Source organism: Curtobacterium sp. 9128 (genome assembly GCF_900086645.1).
GTDB lineage: Bacteria > Actinomycetota > Actinomycetes > Actinomycetales > Microbacteriaceae > Curtobacterium.
The window spans coordinates 724,177-742,780 of the sequence record NZ_LT576451.1 but is presented as its reverse complement, the minus strand read 5'-3'; the positions used below and the strand labels follow the sequence as shown (position 1 = coordinate 742,780).

Annotated in this window: 20 protein-coding genes, 1 tRNA gene and 1 pseudogene; 8 read left to right on the top strand and 14 right to left on the bottom strand. The window is 67.6% G+C overall.

Annotated elements, in window-relative coordinates; genetic code table 11:
- Nucleotides 1-30: 30 nt before the first annotated feature.
- Nucleotides 31-1,257 carry a hypothetical protein gene (locus tag QK288_RS03805; RefSeq protein ID WP_281266478.1) on the bottom strand — a complete coding sequence of 409 codons (1,227 nt, stop codon included), beginning with the start codon at nt 1,255-1,257 and terminating at the stop codon, nt 31-33.
- Between the two features lie 141 nt (nt 1,258-1,398).
- Between QK288_RS03805 and QK288_RS03800 the strand changes: the two genes are divergently transcribed.
- A complete protein-coding gene (locus QK288_RS03800; RefSeq protein WP_281266477.1) occupies nt 1,399-1,662 on the top strand; it encodes a hypothetical protein in 264 nt (87 codons plus the stop codon).
- Between the two features lie 22 nt (nt 1,663-1,684).
- Here the strand turns inward: QK288_RS03800 and QK288_RS03795 are convergent, their stop codons facing one another.
- On the bottom strand, nt 1,685-2,062 hold the full coding sequence (locus QK288_RS03795) for a hypothetical protein (RefSeq protein ID WP_281266476.1): 378 nt from the start codon (nt 2,060-2,062) through the stop codon (nt 1,685-1,687).
- A gap of 241 nt (nt 2,063-2,303) precedes the next feature.
- Nucleotides 2,304-2,687, bottom strand: a pseudogene (locus QK288_RS18850) (barstar family protein).
- A 231-nt stretch (nt 2,688-2,918) separates the two neighbouring features.
- Here QK288_RS18850 and QK288_RS03785 point away from each other — a divergent pair.
- Nucleotides 2,919-3,758, top strand: a complete 840-nt coding sequence (locus QK288_RS03785; RefSeq protein ID WP_281266474.1) for a hypothetical protein — start codon at nt 2,919-2,921, stop codon at nt 3,756-3,758.
- Nucleotides 3,759-4,257: 499 nt separating this feature from the next.
- Here QK288_RS03785 and QK288_RS03780 read toward each other — a convergent pair.
- A tRNA-Ser gene (locus QK288_RS03780) sits at nt 4,258-4,347 on the bottom strand.
- A gap of 143 nt (nt 4,348-4,490) precedes the next feature.
- Between QK288_RS03780 and QK288_RS03775 the strand changes: the two genes are divergently transcribed.
- Both QK288_RS03775 and radA read left to right on the top strand, forming a co-directional pair.
- A complete protein-coding gene (locus tag QK288_RS03775; RefSeq protein ID WP_281266473.1) occupies nt 4,491-5,516 on the top strand; it encodes an SGNH/GDSL hydrolase family protein in 1,026 nt (341 codons plus the stop codon).
- A 9-nt stretch (nt 5,517-5,525) separates the two neighbouring features.
- Nucleotides 5,526-6,887, top strand: coding sequence for a DNA repair protein RadA (radA, locus tag QK288_RS03770; RefSeq protein ID WP_281266472.1), 1,362 nt, complete (start codon nt 5,526-5,528; stop codon nt 6,885-6,887).
- Nucleotides 6,888-7,033: 146 nt separating this feature from the next.
- Here radA and QK288_RS03765 read toward each other — a convergent pair whose 3' ends face one another.
- The gene (locus QK288_RS03765; RefSeq protein WP_281266471.1) at nt 7,034-7,417 is read right to left on the bottom strand and encodes an SseB family protein; all 384 of its coding nucleotides are present in this window, start codon (nt 7,415-7,417) and stop codon (nt 7,034-7,036) included.
- A gap of 282 nt (nt 7,418-7,699) precedes the next feature.
- Between QK288_RS03765 and QK288_RS03760 the strand changes: the two genes are divergently transcribed.
- Both QK288_RS03760 and QK288_RS03755 read left to right on the top strand, forming a co-directional pair.
- The gene (locus QK288_RS03760) at nt 7,700-7,906 is read left to right on the top strand and encodes a cold-shock protein (protein ID WP_056126521.1); all 207 of its coding nucleotides are present in this window, start codon (nt 7,700-7,702) and stop codon (nt 7,904-7,906) included.
- A gap of 116 nt (nt 7,907-8,022) precedes the next feature.
- Nucleotides 8,023-8,451 (top strand): hypothetical protein, encoded by a 429-nt coding sequence (locus QK288_RS03755; protein ID WP_281266470.1) that lies wholly within the window; start codon nt 8,023-8,025, stop codon nt 8,449-8,451.
- Between the two features lie 18 nt (nt 8,452-8,469).
- On the opposite strand, the gene QK288_RS03750 is transcribed toward QK288_RS03755, so the two are convergent.
- On the bottom strand, nt 8,470-9,141 hold the full coding sequence (locus QK288_RS03750) for a hypothetical protein (RefSeq protein WP_281266469.1): 672 nt from the start codon (nt 9,139-9,141) through the stop codon (nt 8,470-8,472).
- A 64-nt stretch (nt 9,142-9,205) separates the two neighbouring features.
- Nucleotides 9,206-9,748: an amino-acid N-acetyltransferase gene (locus QK288_RS03745; RefSeq protein WP_281266468.1), complete on the bottom strand. Its 543-nt coding sequence runs from the start codon at nt 9,746-9,748 to the stop codon at nt 9,206-9,208.
- A gap of 74 nt (nt 9,749-9,822) precedes the next feature.
- Here QK288_RS03745 and QK288_RS03740 point away from each other — a divergent pair, with 74 nt between their 5' ends.
- On the top strand, nt 9,823-10,275 hold the full coding sequence (locus tag QK288_RS03740) for an SRPBCC family protein (protein ID WP_281266467.1): 453 nt from the start codon (nt 9,823-9,825) through the stop codon (nt 10,273-10,275).
- A gap of 72 nt (nt 10,276-10,347) precedes the next feature.
- On the opposite strand, the gene QK288_RS03735 is transcribed toward QK288_RS03740, so the two are convergent.
- Both QK288_RS03735 and QK288_RS03730 read right to left on the bottom strand, forming a co-directional pair.
- Nucleotides 10,348-12,870 carry an ATP-dependent Clp protease ATP-binding subunit gene (locus QK288_RS03735; protein WP_281266466.1) on the bottom strand — a complete coding sequence of 841 codons (2,523 nt, stop codon included), beginning with the start codon at nt 12,868-12,870 and terminating at the stop codon, nt 10,348-10,350.
- A 165-nt stretch (nt 12,871-13,035) separates the two neighbouring features.
- Nucleotides 13,036-13,515 carry a Clp protease N-terminal domain-containing protein gene (locus QK288_RS03730; protein ID WP_281266465.1) on the bottom strand — a complete coding sequence of 160 codons (480 nt, stop codon included), beginning with the start codon at nt 13,513-13,515 and terminating at the stop codon, nt 13,036-13,038.
- A 71-nt stretch (nt 13,516-13,586) separates the two neighbouring features.
- Between QK288_RS03730 and QK288_RS03725 the strand changes: the two genes are divergently transcribed.
- Complete coding sequence (locus QK288_RS03725) at nt 13,587-14,519, top strand: NAD(+)/NADH kinase (protein WP_281266464.1); 933 nt, start codon at nt 13,587-13,589, stop codon at nt 14,517-14,519.
- A gap of 141 nt (nt 14,520-14,660) precedes the next feature.
- Here the strand turns inward: QK288_RS03725 and QK288_RS03720 are convergent, their stop codons facing one another.
- From QK288_RS03720 to QK288_RS03700, 5 genes are all read right to left on the bottom strand, one after another.
- Nucleotides 14,661-15,722 (bottom strand): sigma-70 family RNA polymerase sigma factor, encoded by a 1,062-nt coding sequence (locus tag QK288_RS03720; RefSeq protein ID WP_281266463.1) that lies wholly within the window; start codon nt 15,720-15,722, stop codon nt 14,661-14,663.
- A 340-nt stretch (nt 15,723-16,062) separates the two neighbouring features.
- The gene (locus QK288_RS03715; protein ID WP_281266462.1) at nt 16,063-16,194 is read right to left on the bottom strand and encodes a hypothetical protein; all 132 of its coding nucleotides are present in this window, start codon (nt 16,192-16,194) and stop codon (nt 16,063-16,065) included.
- 79 nt (nt 16,195-16,273) lie between these two features.
- On the bottom strand, nt 16,274-16,477 hold the full coding sequence (locus QK288_RS03710; RefSeq protein WP_281266461.1) for a hypothetical protein: 204 nt from the start codon (nt 16,475-16,477) through the stop codon (nt 16,274-16,276).
- Between the two features lie 40 nt (nt 16,478-16,517).
- Nucleotides 16,518-18,086: a lysine--tRNA ligase gene (lysS, locus tag QK288_RS03705; RefSeq protein ID WP_281266460.1), complete on the bottom strand. Its 1,569-nt coding sequence runs from the start codon at nt 18,084-18,086 to the stop codon at nt 16,518-16,520.
- A gap of 40 nt (nt 18,087-18,126) precedes the next feature.
- Nucleotides 18,127-18,603 (bottom strand): hypothetical protein, encoded by a 477-nt coding sequence (locus tag QK288_RS03700; RefSeq protein WP_281266459.1) that lies wholly within the window; start codon nt 18,601-18,603, stop codon nt 18,127-18,129.
- Between the last annotated feature and the right edge of the window lies 1 nt (nt 18,604).

Sequence of the window (18,604 nt, the reverse complement as noted above, 5' to 3'; positions counted from 1 at the left end):
AGGTGCGGATCGCCCGCGGACTGGCGACGGTCACTCGGCTATCTGTTGTGCCTTGATCAGGGTTGCGAGGACCGCTTGGTCGCCTTCGATGGGTGCGGGAGCGTACTGCCGAAGCAGCCATCTGAGCGCTCCTGCTGCGGCTGCCCCGCCGACGCCGAGGAGCGCGGCGGCTCCTGGGTCTACGCTTCCTGCGGCGATAGCTCCTGTGGCCGCTCCGACCGCTCCGTCGATGACGACGTCGGCGCCAGCTTTTCGGAACGAGCTCCCGAGCGACGAGCTTCCAAGTTCACGCTCGACGCTGTGCACTTTCGGCACCAGCGTCTCCTCCACCCGCTCTCGGAGGGTGTGAGAGTCATCCGAGGCAGTTGCACGGTGCAGAGCCTGCAGGCTGAGCCGCCAGTCTTCGAAGTTGTCGGATGACTGGCGGATTGCGACCGCCTCGCGCAGCGCGACGTCGGCCGAAGGGACAGCGATGCGTGCGACCTCTCGCAGCATGGCAGCCGGATGGGTGCGGGCAACGGCGTCGTTGTACTTGGTTCGGAGCAGACCGAGCGAAGCTTCGTTGGTCGGGACGTATTGCGCGTTGCCGGCATCAGCAACGGCGAGGGTCTTCGCAAGGTAGTAGAGAATCGGGGCCGCCCGCATCGGCGCGTCCCGACGCACGACTGGCAGATCCATGCTGACCTGCAGCCCTGTGATGCTGTCCCAGACATGCAAGCCGCTGGCGTCGGCGGTGGCAAGGTAATCCTGAAGCGCCGCGTTCCGCACGTCGAAGCGAAGCGCGGTCTCCAGTTGGCGAGCTCTTCCACTGATGATCGGCCATTGGCTGCGGACCTCGATGACACCGGCGCGGATTGGCCCTTCAAGTAGGTAGAGATTGTCGACGATGCTGGCGAAACGTCGCGCCGCGCCTTCGGCATCGTTGCGGAACGACTCGTAGTTGCCGTGGTTCCGCCACATCGCTGGTCCAGATGCGACCTTGTTGATCTCACGGTCCGGTCGGACGTAGCCGACCGTCCATAGTCCCGGAAGACCTTCCCCACGGCTGAAAAAGTCGGCGAGTGGGTCAAGGACCAACAGCTTTGGGTAGTAGAGGAGCGCATCCGCGAGGTCGTGTCGGAGCATCGGTTCGCTGAAGAAAGGCCCCATCCAGCCGCCAACGAATGCCGAACGTGACGCGGTTGGGTCGGGCGCCGACTCATGCTGGGCTGACCAGAACGCATCGAGTAGCTCTGCGATGTTGTCGAGTTCGCGCAAGGACAGCCTCTGGAGGCGTGTCCCTCGACGCTCTCCGATCGCCCCGTCAAGCGCGTCAAGAACCGTCACCGGCTTCAACGTCCCCGTCCCGCCCATAAAGGTCCCCTTTCAGGTTCTTCGACGGCTCGAAGCGTACAGGCGATGACTGACGTCTCTGAGGCGGCGATCGCGCCTGCCCCTCCCCCGCATCGCGATCCCTGCTTCCGGCACTTCCGGCCGGACCGCACCACGTCCGGCGTCGGCGACATAGCTGGTGACCTCGTCGGATGCGGCGAAATCATCCGCGACCCGGACGGCGAATTGCGCGCGGCGGTACACCTCGCCGACCGTTCTGTCCGCCCGGTACCCGGCGGCCGGCGGGACGAGGACGGGACGTGGGTCGTACCGGTGGTCCAGCTCCGGTAGGGCGGGCCTCACCGGGCTCACGCTAACGGGCGAGGCAGCTTCTGCTGAAGGTGGCGCTGCTACTTGAACCCGCTAGACCTAGACCGAGACCGAGAATCGGAGTGTCGTCGGCTTTCCAAAGATCGAGTTCCTGGATATTCCCCTCGGGATCGAAGGTCAGGAACGCGATGATCTGCACGCCGTCGTGGTCGTCGAACGTGTACATGTCGGAGTTGAATCCTCCGGCGTCTGATGAGGCTGGCCGCATGAAGCGTAGGCATTCTGACTCGTCGTAGCGGGTGACCAGCACAGTGGACAGGTCTATGTCGTCCCGCTGCGCGCTTCGCGGCGTGTGATGCGCCAGCAGACGGCGGACTAAGCTACCGGCACAGAAGCCCCGCTCTGCATCGAGAACGTGCACGCACCGGTCGCATCCGCCTCGAACACCTCCGCGACCACGTCGCCCGAGCTGTCGCGCAGTTCGAGGGCCATGCCGTCTCGTTCCCCGACGACGCTAGCGAGTACGAACGAGTATTCAGCCATCTAACGGTCTCCCCTGCTTGCTGCACTGTCGGCATTGACTTGCGCGAGCAGCGGGAAACCGAATCCGGGCCTTCCTCAGCACTATCAGAGCGTACGCATCACCTACCACTGTGGCCTGCTCACCTCTTGACGAGCGGAGCAAACGCCGTCAACGCGCCGCCTTCCGAAACGCGGTCGAGGCGAATCGTTAGCGCCCGCTCCCGCCCCGTATCGGCTCGAAGGATATCGACGAAGATCTCCAACTGCCGCTCAGGCTCGCTTGCGAGCAACTGGTCCGCGTTCTCCACGATCAGGTTGATTTGCGCATCCGGCGACCATTCCAGATCATGAATGCACTCTTCAAGAGCATCTCAATTCTCGCCATAGTAAGACGGGAACCGAAGAGCGACGCCGATCTCCCCGAGAAACTCGGCACGCGAGCGGCAGCGGTTCCCATCGAGTCGTACGGAGACGTCCCCGACGGGCTCGATCGGAGCGCCAATCTCGACCTTCAGCTTTTTCATCACTTTCACCTGAACAAATCTGGGAGCTTACCGCCGCGTCGCCGCTGATGCGGAGCCGTCGGTCCGGCAATGACTCAGGACGACGGTCGCCGGCATCCTCGGATGTTCCATCCGACAGTAGTCAGGCGCATCACCCCCCGAACACGGGCCGCGGACTCAATCCACGCGCCGCTAGCGTGGCCGGGGATCGCGTATAGGGACGCGACGCACGACCAGCAAGAGGGGGCTGGGATGACGAGGTCGTTCCCGGAGAAGACGCTGGAGCATTGGTGCTCCATCCATCTCACCTACCGGTATCGGGCGAAGTTGCTGATGTGGTGGCCGGCGGTCACCGCCGACATCGAGATCACGCAGCCGGCTGGGATGTGGGGAAAACGGTTCTGGCTGGAGCTCAAAACGACGGAGTGGAACGGCACGAAGGCCCGTCACGAACTACGGATCGACCTGGCGCAGCTCGCTGCGTACGGTCAGCAGCCGATCCCCGACTATTACGTGTTCCCCGTTCCGCCGTGGGACGGAGTGCTCGGCGACCCATCCAGCTACCAATGGCTCGCAACGGGGCGGGAGCGTCTGGCGTACGAGTCATGGAGCGGCGAACAGTGGTTTGTGCACTGGACACGGGTTGTGCCCGGTTGGGCGTTGCGCCAACATCTGCACGCCGAGATGGCTGCGCTGGCACCGGGGAAGAAGAAGCAGCATCTCATCGGCGCGATCACCAACGGAGCACTCCGCCCGGTCGGCCCTGCGCTGCAGACCGCCCCGCAGCTCGCGTGGCGCGACTTCTGGGCACATATGGAGTCCTGCGGCGACGATACCTGGGGCGCGCAATTCCTACTTCGCACCGGAGCTCTCCCAGACGGTGCCGCACAGACACCGACCCGAAGCGACCTCGCCACGGCGCTTCGTGCGCTGCGGGACACCCACACTGGCCCAACAGCGGACACGCCCGTGGCCACGTACACACCGGTCGACGGTGTCTACGCGCCTACCCCGTCGACCGGTAGGTACGACGGGTTCGACTGGGCCAGTCATCGGTCTCTGGCGACGCTGACACAGGAAGCCATCCGCTGATAGTGCCCACCACGCCCGGCACTCGCCGGCAGCGTGCGCCGGACCACTCCGAAGCTGGCTACCATCCGTTGTTTCCCTGTCCGCTGTCTAAGCTGGCGAGGTCGAGCTGCCCGTGCTCTTGTCGATGTCTGAGGTACGCGCCGGCAAAGCGTTGTTACCGTTCGTCCCGCCATGCCGTAACACGTCGTGGACCCTGACGACGCGTTGAGCGTCGATCGAGACGGTCCTGCGGAGCGGGGGTCGCTGCATCTTCTATCAACGTCGGCTATCCGCGCATAGGGCCAGCGAGGATGAAAGTCGGCGACCCAACCGGCGACCAAGAACAAGGGGTCAGCTGTGCACTGAGGCGGACCATGCCGCGCTACGGTAACTGGCGATGACCGATCGATCGCCGAACAGCCCCCGAGAACCAGAAAAGCCCCCGGCCGAAGCCGGGGGCTCTCTCGTTGGGTCGGACCTGCAAATGCTGGAGACCAGACCTGCAATCAACCCTGTGGTGTGGCGGTACCGGTGGGATTTGAACCCACGGTGGAGTTGCCCCCACACATGTTTTCGAGACATGATCCTTCGGCCGCTCGGACACGGTACCGGGGAAGAGTTTACACGATCCGGGAGGCCCCTCGCGACACCGCGGGCCGGCCCACCCTCCACAGGTGGTCACGTCCGGGGCACTTCCCACAACCACAGATCCCACTCCGATCCGTCATGGCCAGCGGGCGTACCGTCAGCGGCATGAAGTCCCGCACACTCATCGCACTGATCTCCTCGATCGCCGGCGGCCTCGCGGTCGCCGGCGGCGCGGCATTCGGCGCCCGGGCCGGCGTCAAGGGACAGCGCGCGGCAGCCCAACGCGTGGTCGAGATGCTCCCCACACACGCGGACTGGTGGCGCGAACGGCTCCACCACGAAGGACAGATCACGTACCTGGCGATCGGCGACTCCGCGGCGCAGGGCGTCGGTGCGACGGTCCCGTCCCGTGGCTACGTCGGGCTCCTCGCCCGACGGATCAAGCACCGGTCGCGCAGCACCGTCCGCGTGGTGAACCTCAGCATCTCCGGTGCGACGACTTGGGGCGCCAAGAAGCAGCAGCTCCCCGAACTCCGTACGTTCACTCCCGACATCTGCACGGTGTCGATCGGCGCGAACGACATCGCCGACTTCAACCCCGACAAGTTCGAGCGGAACCTCCGCGAGATCTACGCCGCGGTGCCGTCGCACGCGATCGTGGCTGAGCTGCCGTGCATGTTCGTGCCCGACCGCGAGCGCAAGGTCGCCGTGGCGAACGAGATCGTGCACCGGGTCGCGGACGAGCTCGGGCTGACGGTGGCGCCGCTGCACGCGATCACGAAGCGGGTCGGGCTGCGCCGGACCTTCTTCAATACGTACGGGGACCTGTTCCACCCGAACGACCGCGGGTACGAGATCTGGGCGAGCGCGTTCGAGCCGGCGATCGATGCCAGGGTCGACACCGTCGCGGCGATCCGGCACTACTTGTCGGTGCGGGAAGCAGAGGACCTGGGGCGAGAAGCCGGCGCGGTCGCGAACGCGCGTGCGGAGCAGGACACCGGCGGGGCGGACGATCTGGACCACGCGCACCGTCCGGGCCGGATCGACCGCCTCCGGCAGCGCATGACCGGGTCCGTCCCGTTGCCCGGCGAGTACGCCGGCGGCGCGCACGACGAGCGCGGCGAGAACGACGGGCCGAACGCACCGGACGCACCGGACCGCCGCCCGGGGGATGTCGGCGGCGCGGCCTAACCTCGTCCCATGGCCCGCCCCCAGTCTTCCTACCGCTGCTCCGAGTGCGGCTGGACCACCATCAAGTGGGTCGGGCGCTGCGGCGAATGCCAGTCGTGGGGCACCGTCGAGGACACCACCGCCACGACGGCCAGCGTCCGCGGCACGAGCGCGGTCGCCGTGACGGGCACCCGTGTCGCGCAGCCCATCACGCAGGCTCGGGTCGGCGCAGTGCCACGCTGGCGGTCCGGCATCGGCGAGTTCGACCGTGTCCTCGGCGGCGGGATCGTCCCCGGTGCCGCGGTACTGCTGAGCGGCGAGCCGGGCGTGGGGAAGTCGACGCTCTTGCTCGAGGTTGCCTCGCGCGCTGCCGCGTCCGGCAAGCGGGTGCTCTACGTCAGCGCGGAAGAGTCCGTCGACCAGGTCCGGCTCCGCGCCGAGCGCACCGGGGCGATGCACGACGACCTGTACCTCGCGAGTGAAGTCGACCTCGGCGTCATCCTCGGTCAGATCGACCAGGTCCAGCCAGACCTGCTCATCGCCGACTCCGTGCAGACGATCTCCTCCGCCACGGTCGACGGCATCGCGGGTGGCACGTCCCAGGTGCGGGAGGTCGCATCGACCCTCATCCGCGAAGCCAAGCAGCGCAACCTGCCCGTGTTGATCGTCGGCCACGTGACGAAGGACGGATCGATCGCCGGTCCGCGGCTGCTCGAACACCTCGTCGACGTCGTCTGCCACTTCGAGGGCGACCGGCAGACCGCGCTCCGGTTCGTCCGTGCACTGAAGAACCGCTTCGGCCCCACCGACGAGGTCGGCTGCTTCGACATGGCGGGCGACGGCATCCACGAGGTCCCCGATCCCAGCGGACTGTTCATGTCCCGCAACGGCGCCCCCGTCTCCGGCACGTGCATCACCGTCGCGATGGAAGGCCGCCGCGCCCTGCCGGTCGAGGTCCAGGCGCTGGTCGTACCGAGTTCCGCTCCGCAGCCCAGGCGCGTCGTGAACGGCGTCGACTCCTCACGCGTGGCGATGCTGCTCGCGGTACTCGAACGCCGTGCGGGCATCAAGCTCTCCGATGCCGACGTCTACGTCTCCACCGTCGGCGGGATGAAGCTCACCGAGCCCGGAGCCGACCTGGCGATCGTCCTCGCCCTGGCCAGTGCCGCTCGCGATCGTCCGTACCCGCACACGCTCGCGGCCATCGGTGAGATCAGCCTCGCTGGCGAGATCCGACCGGCGACCGGAGCCAAGCAGCGCGCGAACGAAGCGAAGCGTCTCGGCTTCACGACCGTCCTCGGCGCGGACGCAGAGCACCTGCGCGAAGCACTCCGCGTCGCGTTCTCGCTGACGAAGTCGGTGCGCGAACGCGAGCTCGACGCAGCGTTCTGAATCACGGCCTTGAAGCGTCACCGCGCTGACCGGACCAGCGCACCCGGGGTGAGCCGAGCCTCCCGTGTGGCGTGGGCGCAACGCGTCTTCAGCACCCGGCCACGCGGGGCTGTCCGCTGAGCGCACTCCCTCCGAGATGAGGACGGTCAGGCGCGAAGGGCATCCAACAGATCAGCGGGGTCCGCCTGCATCGTGTTCGGGCCGGCGATGTCGAAGAAGACGCCCTCGAGCGAGTCGAGGTGCGCGGCGAGGAACTCCTCCAGACGAGCTGCGTCGTAGACCATGACCTGCCGGATCTTCTCGTCCGGCACCATCGCCGTGTACGCGTCAGCCGACGAGAACAGCAGCAGGATGCGCTTCTCCGACCCCTCACGCCCGAAGACGCGGACCTGCATGTCCTTCTTGCCCGTGACGAGCCGGGGCACGATCACGATGTCGTTCCGCAGCGCGAACGCCACCGCCGCCACGTCCTGCTTCGCGAGGGCTTCCTCGAGCTGTTCGCTCCGGAAGCGCTGTTCCTTGTCTGCCATCACCATCAAGTTCATCAGATTTCGCCCCAAGGAGGCGAACTGTCTGGTCGTGGGGCCAAAGACCCTGTAGGTTGAGGGAACCGCTTCTGCGGCGCCCAACGTCCGGGCGGGGTGGTGACACTCCCCCGACCGGACTGCACAGGGTCACTGGCTCAGGCCTGACCCCGAACCCGTCCCGCCGGCACCTGCCCGCGTGGCGCATCATCCTCGTCGACATACGACGAGGCTCCGTCTGCGTGTCATACCGCGATGGAAAGCAAGAACAGTTAAGGAAACGCCATCATGGCAACTGGAACCGTCAAGTGGTTTAACAACGAAAAGGGCTTCGGGTTCATCGCCCCGGACGACAACAGCGCGGACGTCTTCGCGCACTTCTCGGCGATCTCGGGCAGCGGCTACCGCGGTCTCGAAGAGAACCAGAAGGTGGAGTTCGAGATCACTGAGGGCCGCAAGGGCCCGCAGGCGGAGAACATCACCGTCATCGGCTGAACCCCAGGGGAACGCTGACCGTCATCCGGTCGGCTGACCCCGAACACGACCGCGGTCGGACTCGATCGAGCCTTCGTCATGACGAAGTTCGATCGGCCGGCCGCGATTGTGTTTGTATGACGAAAACCCGGACAACAGCAGCCATCTCCGCCGCCGCCCTCGTCGCGATCGCCATGACGGGGTGTGCGCAGATCCAGCAGCAGGTCGGCGACGCATGGTCCGTCACGTACGAGGTCACCGTCGACTCTCCGGACGCGACCCCGCTCCACGACGTCAGCTACGTGGGCGCCGAGAGCCGTGGCGATGCCCCCGAGACCCACACCGCCGGGTCGACGTCGACCAAGGCGACCGAGGGCGACAACACCAGTTGGACGCACGACTCGATCGTGCTCGCTGAGGACGATGCATCCGTGCGGGCCACTCCCCCGGCCGACCGGACGGCGAGCTGCCGCATCCTGCTCGACGGCAAGAAGGTCATCGCCGAGGAGCACGGCGGCGTCGGTCAGATCGTGCGCTGCAAGGCGACGACCCCGAAGTTCGGTTGACGCCCGGGCCGGCCCGCCTCAGTTCAGGATGAACTGCGCCGAGTCCTTCGCCGTGATGTTCCCCACCGCGACCTGCAGGTGGTAGCTCGCTCCCCCACCGGTCACGGACGGGCGAGAGGCATCACACGTCGAGGTCGACGACCGGGTCCGGTCCCACGCGATCGCCGGCGTGGTCAGGGTCTGCCCGGCCTTGATCGTGACGTCCTGGTTCGTCCCGCCGGTCTGGCAGTCCTTCGACGACCAGTACTGCTCCTCGCCGGAGCTGATCGTCAGGACCTGTTGCGACGACCCGAGGTCCATGTGGCAGGAGTTCGAACCGGTGTTCTCGATCGACATCGCGATCTTGGGGTCCTCGGTGGGCCCGTACGCGCTCTTGTCGAGGACGGGCTTGAGCGTGATCTGGTCCTTCGAGCACGTCGACCCGTCGGCGGCGGAAGCAGGCGCCGAAGCGGACGCGGACGCTGACGGCGACGACGCACCGGCAGACGAGGAAGACGACGACGACGATGCGGCAGGAGACGAAGACGGCGACGCCGACGGGGCAGCGGCGGACGACGCCCCGTTCCCGCGCCCCACGACGATGAGCACGATGACGACCACGATGAGCAGGATCACTCCGGCCACGGTCGCACGGCGGCGCCAGTAGACGCCCGGCTTCTGCGGGCCGACGGGGTGACGGAACGAGGACATGCGCACAGGGTAGACAACGCCCGGCACGGCGCGACGGAACCCCGCCGAGGAGGACCCGAAAGCGTCAGAGGATCTTCAGCATGCGGGTGTTGCCGAGGGTGTTCGGCTTGACCCTGGCGAGGTCGAGGAACTCCGCCACGCCTTCGTCCGACGACCGGACGAGCTCCGCGTAGACGTCCGGCGACACGACGCTCTCGCCGATCTCGAGGTACCCGTGCTTCGTGAAGAAGTCGACCTCGAACGTCAGGCAGAAGATCCGCGCGACACCCAGCTCACGGGCGTCGTGCTCGAGCGCTTCGAGCATCCGGTGCCCGACGCGCTTGTGGATCCAGTCCGCGTCGAGGGCGAGCGTGCGCACCTCGGCGATGTCGTCCCAGAACACCGCGAGCGCTCCGCAGCCGATCGGCACACCGTCGGGACCCTCGGCGATCCGGAACTGCTGGATCGAACCGTAGAGCGCGACGTTCTCCTTGCCGAGCAGGATGCGCCGGTCGACGTACGGGGCGATGAGGCGCTGGATGTGCGGCACGTCCGACGCCAGTGCCGGTCGCACGAGGATGCCGTGGTCGTCCCGCTCGTGGAACGCGTGCTTCCCGTGCTCAGTCATCTCCCCAACCATAGTGCTCACGGGGTACGGGCTCCCTGGGCCGTGCACATGCGCCGCCGCCTACCGTCCAGGACATGCCCCAGATCATCGAGACCATCGACGTCAACGTCCCCGTCAGCGCTGCCTACGGGCAGTGGACCCGCTTCGAGGAGTTCCCCGAGTTCCTCAGCGAGGTGGAGAAGATCGTCCAGGTCGACGACACCACCACCGACTGGACCGTGAAGGTCGCGGGCCAGGAGCGCGAGTTCCGCGCGAAGATCACCGAGCAGCACCCCGACGAGCGGGTCGCCTGGGCGGTCAAGGACGGCGAGACCGACCACGCCGGCGTCGTCACGTTCCACAAGCTGTCCGACACCGAGACGCGCGTGACCGCGCAGATCGACTGGCAGCCCTCCGGCTTCCTGGAGAAGCTCGGCTCCGCCGTCGGCATCGGTGGCCACGCCATCAAGAAGGACCTGCAGAACTACAAGGAACACGTCGAGTCGGCTCCCACGGACGCCGGCTGGCGTGGTGACGTCCAGGCCTGAGACCCGGCCGAAGACAGACGGGAGGCCCGGTGCCAGCTGGCACCGGGCCTCCCGTCTGTCTGTGGCTGGGCCCTAGGACTCGATCTCGCCCTGCGGAGCGGCTTCCGTTCCGGACTCCACGGCGGTTGCGCCGGCGAGGACCTCTTCGCGGCCCGGCTGACGCCCGGTCTCGAACTCGAACTTGCCGTCGATGAAGTCGACCTTGACGTGGTCGCCAGCGGTGAGCTCACCCTGCAGGATGTGCTCGGACAGCTGGTCCTCGACCTCGTGCTGCATGGCACGACGGAGCGGGCGGGCACCGAGGGCGGGGTCGAACCCGACCTTGATGAGCTGCTCCTTCGCCGGCAGCGTCAGCTCGACGGTCATGTCGCGGTCGAGCATGCGGTCGGACAGACGCTTCACGAACAGGTCCACGATCTGCAGCAGCTCGGACTGCGAGAGCTGCGGGAACACGATCGTGTCGTCGACGCGGTTGAGGAACTCGGGCTTGAAGTGCTTCTTGAGCTCCTCGTTCACCTTCGAGCGCATGCGGTCGTAGCCGACGCCCGAGTCACCCTCGACCTGGAAGCCCACCGGGCCACCGGCGATGCCCTGCGAACCGAGGTTCGTGGTCATGATGATGACGGTGTTCTTGAAGTCGACCACGCGGCCCTGACCATCGGTCAGTCGACCCTCTTCGAGGACCTGCAGCAGCGAGTTGAAGATGTCCGGGTGGGCCTTCTCGATCTCGTCGAAGAGGACCACGGAGAACGGCTTGCGGCGCACCTTCTCGGTGAGCTGGCCGCCCTCTTCGAACCCGACGAACCCGGGAGGGGCACCGAACAGGCGCGAGACGGTGTGCTTCTCGCCGAACTCCGACATGTCGAGGGAGATCAGTGCGCCCTCGTCGTCGAACAGGAACTCCGCGAGCGCCTTGGCGAGCTCGGTCTTCCCGACACCGGTGGGGCCGGCGAAGATGAACGAGCCGGAGGGGCGGTTCGGGTCCTTGAGACCGGCGCGGGTGCGGCGGATCGTCTTGGACAGGGCCGAGATGGCCTCTTCCTGACCGATGACGCGCTGGTGCAGGGCCTTCTCCATGAAGACGAGACGCGAGGTCTCCTCTTCGGTGAGCTTGAACACCGGGATGCCGGTGGCCTGCGCCAGGACCTCGGCGATGATGCCCTCGTCGACGGTGCCAGACGCGGCGACGTCACCGGCACGCCACTGCTTCTCGAGACGGAGCCGCTCGCCGAGGAGCTTCTTCTCCTCGTCGCGCAGGCTCGCTGCCTTCTCGAAGTCCTGCTCCTCGATGGCGGCTTCCTTCGACCCGCGGACCGTCGAGATCTTCTCGTCGAACTCGCGGAGCTCCGGCGGCGCCGACAGGATCGACAGACGCAGGCGAGCGCCGGCCTCGTCGATCAGGTCGATGGCCTTGTCGGGCAGGAAGCGGTCCTGCACGTAGCGGTCCGCGAGGTTCGCCGCGGCGACGATGGCGCCGTCGGTGATGGACACCTTGTGGAACGCCTCGTACTTGTCGCGGAGGCCCTTGAGGATGTTGATCGCGTGCGGGAGCGACGGTTCGTTGACCTGCACCGGCTGGAAGCGACGCTCGAGTGCGGCGTCCTTCTCGAAGTGCTTGCGGTACTCGTCGAGCGTGGTGGCACCGATGGTCTGGAGCTCACCACGGGCGAGGAGCGGCTTGAGGATCGAGGCCGCGTCGATCGCGCCCTCGGCTGCACCGGCTCCCACGAGGGTGTGGATCTCGTCGATGAAGACGATGATGTCGCCGCGGGTGCGGATCTCCTTCGTGACCTTCTTGAGGCGCTCCTCGAAGTCACCGCGGTAGCGGGACCCGGCGATGAGCGAGCCGAGGTCGAGCGAGTAGAGCTGCTTGTCCTTGAGCGTCTCGGGCACGTCGCCCTTGACGATCGCCTGGGCGAGGCCCTCGACGACGGCGGTCTTGCCGACGCCGGGCTCACCGATCAGGACGGGGTTGTTCTTGGAGCGGCGGGAGAGGATCTGCATGACCCGCTCCATCTCCTTCTCGCGCCCGATGACCGGGTCGAGCTTGCCGTCGCGCGCGGCCTGGGTGAGGTTCCGACCGAACTGGTCGAGGACCTGCGAACCCTGCTGGGCGTTCTGCTGCTGCTCGCCGCCGACGGCGACCGCTTCCTTGCCCTGGTAGCCGGACAGGAGCTGGATGACCTGCTGGCGGACGCGGTTGAGGTCGGCCCCGAGCTTGACGAGCACCTGGGCTGCGACACCCTCGCCCTCACGGATGAGGCCGAGGAGGATGTGCTCGGTGCCGATGTAGTTGTGACCGAGCTGCAGCGCCTCGCGCAGGGACAGCTCGAGCACCTTCTTGGCGCGCGGCGTGAACGGGATGTGCCCGGTCGGCTGCTGCTGGCCCTGCCCGATGATGTCCTGGACCTGCTCGCGGACGGCATCGAGCGAGATGCCGAGCGACTCCAGCGCCTTGGCGGCGACGCCCTCACCCTCGTGGATGAGGCCGAGGAGGATGTGCTCGGTGCCGATGTAGTTGTGGTTGAGCATCTTCGCTTCTTCTTGAGCGAGGACGACAACACGACGGGCTCGGTCGGTGAATCTCTCGAACATGTGCTCTCCCTTGGCCCCTGCGATCGGAGCCGACAGCTGTGCCGGTCTCGTGTGAGTCCGGCCAAGTACTTCGAGAGTAACGAGCACATCGGGGCTGGTCTGCCCCTGTTCGCCGTGGGCGTGACCTTGCTGTCCTGGGTGCGCCCAGCGGCTGGGCCCACGTCGTCAGCTGCGGCGGGCGGCGCGGCGGAGGGCACGCCGGAAGCGACGGGGGTCGACGCCGACCTGGTCGAGGACGTCGTGTGCAGCACCCATGAACGGGTCGTCCATGCCGTCCAGCACGGCGAGCAGCACGTGATGCGGACGGACGCGCTCGTGGGGGCCGGCGATCTGCGATGCATGCGCCAGGAGCCGCGCTCCGGCCGGGGTGCACGTGATGCGGTCGGCCTCGGACGGGTACGGCTCGGTCCCGGCGCCGACGAACACACGGATGGCGTCGCGGAGGACATCGGCCGTGACGCCGTGACGCCGGAGGACGTCGCTGAACCGCGGCATGCCCGAGCAGAGCACGACCGAGGCGACGAGCAGGTGCTCGGCGTCGACGAAGCCGAAGCCGGACTGGCGGGACTCGTGCTCGGCGAGCAGGACGATCTCGCGACCGTGACGGAGGTCGGTGACGGCGACGGAGAGCGCGGCGGTCTGCATGTATGCAGAATATCTCATTGGGGACGTCTTGAGAAGGGCTCGAATCAGGTCCGCCCGGTACGATCCGGCACATGGAGCAGCCCGTCGTCGGCCTCGTCGTCCACCCGACCAAGAACGTGCAGGAGTCCGTCACGACCCTGCAGCGCTGGAACTCCTCCGGTGCCGGCCGCCTCGTCGCGCGGCGCATCGACGCAGCCCGCATCGGCGGCACGATCGACGTGGTGGAGGACGACGACTTCACCGCCACGGTGGACCTCGTGGTTGCACTGGGCGGGGACGGCACGATGCTCGGCGCCATGCGGCTCGTCGCGAAGCGCCCGGTGCCGGTGCTCGGCGTGAACTACGGCAACGTCGGGTTCCTCGTGGAGATCGAGCCGCCGGAGCTCGAAGCGGCGCTCGAACGGCTGTCGAACGGCGACTACCAGCTGGAGCCGCACCACGCGCTCGAGGCCCGGTTGTCCTGGAGCGGCGCACGGACCGAGTACCTGGCGTTCAACGACCTCACCATCGTGCGGCGTCCTGGAGCCGGGCAGGTGTCCGCGGACCTCAGTGTCGGCGGGCTCGGGTACGGGTACTACCGAGCGGACGCCATCGTGGCAGCGACGCCGGCCGGGTCCACCGCCTACAACTACGCGGCCGGCGGACCCGTCCTCTCCCCCGCGCTCTCCGGCTCCGTCGTGACCCCGGTCGCCCCCATGGCGGGCATCGACCGCGCGGTGGTCCTCGCCGCGCGGGAGCGCTACCGGTTCGAGATCGCAGAGGGCACCAGGAGCGCGGCGCTCGAGGTCGACGGGCTCGTCGTCGGCGAGGTCGCCACCGGGGCGCAGATCGACATGCGCCTCCGGAAGGACGCCGGGAGCGTCGTCCGGCTCGACGCCGAGCGACACGGGCGCACCGGGCGCCTGAAGCTCAGCCTGCTCGACCTGCCCGTCCGCCCCGACCAGCTCGTCGAGCTCATCCCGAGCGACCTCCGGCAGAAGCTGCGTCGCGAGGCCGAGGACTGAGCACACCCGCCGACATGAGTGTGGCCCGTCCGAGCAGTGCTCGAACGGGCCGTCCCATCACCCCACCGGATCGCCTTCCCACAGAACGACCCGGTTCCCCGAGCCGACGCCGTTGCGGGCGTCGGCCGAAGTGCTGCTGACCTACTCGGTCAGGTAGAGCTGCATGTCCTGCGAGACCGCCTTGGCGAACAGGCGCAGCTTGGCTCGCGACTCCACGCGGCTGACCGCCTGGCGCGTCGTGTGCACGATCTTCGAGATCTCGTCGAGCGTCATCGGCTTGTCGTCGTCGAGGCCGTAGCGCATGCGGATCACGTTCGCCTCGTCGCTCGGCAGCTCCGCGACGATCGAGCGGATGTCGCGGTGCAGGAGCGTCGTCTCGGTGAGCTCGTTCGGGGACGCAGCGTCCTCGTCCTCGATGAAGTCGCCGAGTTCACTGTCGTCGGAGTCGCCGACGACGGTGTGGATCGAGACCGGCTCGTGCGAGCGGCCCTTGAGGTCCACGAGTTCCTCGACGGACATGCTCAGCTCGGCTGCGACCTCTTCCGGCATCGGCGCGCGGCCGAGGTCGACGGTGAGGTCACGCTCGGTGCGCGAGATCTTGTTGATCAGCTCGACGGTGTGCACCGGGATGCGGATCGTGCGGGCCTTGTCGGCGAGGCCACGCGAGATCGCCTGACGGATCCACCAGGTGGCGTATGTGGAGAACTTGTAGCCCTGCGTGAAGTCGAACTTCTCGACTGCGCGGACGAGGCCGAGGTTGCCTTCCTGGATCACGTCCATGAAGGGCAGGCCACGCTGCGAGTAGCGCTTCGCGATGCTCACGACGAGTCGGAGGTTCGAGGTGATCATGCGCTCCTTGGCGCGCTCACCGTCCCGGACCAGCCACTTGAGCTCACGCTGCAGGGACTTCGCGAGTCCCTGCTCCGTGGCGAGCTTCTCGCCCGCGAACAGACCGACCTCGATCCGGCGGGCGATCTGTGCTTCTTCCTCGGCCGTGAGGAGCGCGAGACGCCCGATGTGGCGGAGGTAGTCGCCGACCTGGTCGACCGATGCGCCGCGGACGCCAGCGAGCTGCTCGTCCGCCTCGACCTCTGCCGCGGCGGTGTCGAGCGTGGTGCTCTCGACCTTGGCCGACTCGGTCTTCGCGGTTGCCTTCTTCGTCCGGCGCGAGGTGGTGCTCGGTGCTGCCGTTGCGATCGTCATCTGACTCTCCCTGCATTCGACGGTGATGGCCTTCGTGGGGTGATCACGAGTAAAGCGGGCGGGAGGTGTACCCCACAAACCAAACGGAATGATTCCCAGGGTTCTCCGTGCTTCACCATCGGAACCGCACCCCACGGGGTACAGCGCACGACCAGTCTCGTCCCCCGACCGCCCCGAGGGCAAGGGGTCCACCGCGTGATTCCGGCGTTGCATGGGTGTTTCTGGCGCATTGCAGAGGATGCACCTCGCCAGCAGGACTTCGTCGGGCATGCGAAAGGGGTACGTCGTCACGGATCGATGCGATCCGGACTCCGTACCCCGAAAGACGAACGGATGGGGGTCACCAGGAGGGTTCGAGCCAGCCCTCTCGGCGCTTGGAGACCTCGATGTCGGCGTCGCGGTCGTACTCGTCGTACTCGCTCTCGATGTCGCCGACCAGGCTACGAGTGCGGAACAGCTGCGTGATGGACATGCGGACGATGCTCACACCGTGCGGCAACGCCCACATGAACGAACGGTGACGATGGGCGTCGAAGGGGTGAACGCTGCTGCTACTCCGCGGACGCCGGTGCGGACGCGGGGACGCCGTGCTCGCGCTCGAAGCGGGCGCGCTCTTCGGCTTCGACCTTGGCGTAGGCGGCGCGCTCGGTTCGGTCGGCCCGCATGATGGCGCGCATGACGAACCAGAACACGAGGCCGACGACGACGGTCGGCGTCAGGGCGAAGATGATCCCGGTCACGACTCCATGCGGCACCCGAGCATCCTAACCCGCCCGCTCGTGAGCAACCGACGGGCTACTTGACCAGCGGGAAGAGGATCGTCTCGCGGATGCCGAGGCCCGTGATCGCCATGAGCAGGCGGTCGACGCCCATGCCCATGCCGCCCGAGGGGGGCATCGCGTGCTCGAGCGCACGGAGGAACTCCTCGTCGACGCGCATCGCCTCGGGGTCGCCGCCCGCCGCGAGCTTCGCCTGCTCGACGAAGCGCTCGCGCTGCACGACCGGGTCGACCAGCTCCGAGTACGCCGTCGCGAGCTCGAACCCACGCACGTACAGGTCCCACTTCTCGACGATGCCGGGGCGGGTGCGGTGCTCACGCGTCAGCGGTGAGGTGTCCACCGGGAAGTTCATGACGAACGTCGGGCGGTCGAGCGAGTCGATCACGAAGTGCTCCCAGAGCTCCTCGACGTACTTGCCGTGGGTGGCGTGCGCGACCTCGACGCCCTCGGCCGCGGCGAGCGCCTGCAGCTCTCCGAGCGGGGTCGACGGCGTGATCTCACGCCCGGCCGCCGAGGAGAGCGAGCCGTACATGTCGATGCGCGGCCACTCGCCGCCGAGGTCGTACGTCGTCCCGTCGGGCAGCGTGACCTCGAGGGAACCACCGGTGACGGCGCGCGTCGCGTTCTGCACGAGCTCCTGCGTGAGGTCGGCCATCTGCTCGTAGTTGCCGTAGGCCTGGTACGCCTCGACCATCGCGAACTCGGGCGAGTGCGACGAGTCGGCGCCCTCGTTCCGGAAGTTGCGGTTGATCTCGAAGACCCGGTCGATGCCGCCGACGACGGCGCGCTTCAGGAAGAGCTCCGGTGCGATGCGCAGGAACAGCTCGGTGTCGAACGCGTTCGAGTGCGTGACGAAGGGACGGGCCGAGGCGCCACCGTGCTGGGTCTGCAGCATCGGCGTCTCGACCTCGAGGTACTCGTGGCCGGTGAAGGTCTGGCGGAGCGACGCCATCACGGCGGCACGGGCACGGACGGTCTCGCGGGCCTGGTCGCGGACGATGAGGTCGAGGTACCGCTGGCGGACCCGGGTCTCCTCGTTCAGCTCGTTGTGCAGGTTCGGGAGCGGCAGGATCGCCTTGGCCGCGATCGCCCACTCGTCGACCATGATCGACAGCTCGCCACGACGGGACGAGATCACCCGACCGTGCACGAACACGTGGTCGCCGAGGTCCACGAACTCCTTCCAGCGCGCCAGCGACTCCTCGCCCACCTCGGCGAGGGACACCATCGCCTGGACGCGGGCACCGTCGCCGGACTGCAGCGTCGCGAAGCAGAGCTTGCCGGTGTTGCGGGAGAACACGATGCGGCCGGCGACACCGACGACGTCATCCGTCTCGACCCCGGTCTCCAGCTCGCCGTACTGCGCACGCACCGCGGGGATCGTCGTCGTGATCGGGAGTTCGGCGGGGTACGCCTCGATCCCGGACTCCAGCAGACGTGCCCGCTTGTCCAGCCGGACCTGTCGCTGCTCACTCGTCTCCTGCTCGGCGAGCGCGACGGCGTCGGCGAGCGCGTCGGCGTCGGCGGGTGCAGCGGCGTCGGCGGGTGCAGCGGCGGTCTCGGGGGTGACGGTCTCGTCGGTCATACGGGTGCGGCTCCGGAGGTCGTGGGGGTGCAGGGGAATGCTACCCGCGGGGCGCGGCATCCCCGGAATCGACGGCCCCGTGGCCCGCCCCGGACGCGAACGCACCGACGGGCGGCCGCCCCTGCGCGCGCAACACGAGCATCGTCACCGACGACCCGACGTACGCGGCAGCCACGACCAGCATCACCGTGGTGCCGAGGACGTCGAACGCGCCGACCGTGGACGCCCGTGCGAACAGCGCGTCGGCGACGAAGTACGCCGCCAGCAGGAAGCCGGCGAACGGCCGACCGGTCATGCGCCACCACGCACGAGGCGGTTCGACGGGCTCGCCCTCGTTCCGGAACAACCGGACGCCCACGACGACGATCGCCACGAGTCCGAGGGCCGACAGGAACGGCACGGCATCGTCCGGCAGCCCGATCGCCCAGAGCAGGAGCGCGAGCAGCACCTCGACGATCACGGCGCCGACGAGGTACCCGACCTTGGCCTGGGCGGTGGTGATGCGGATGGTCCCCATG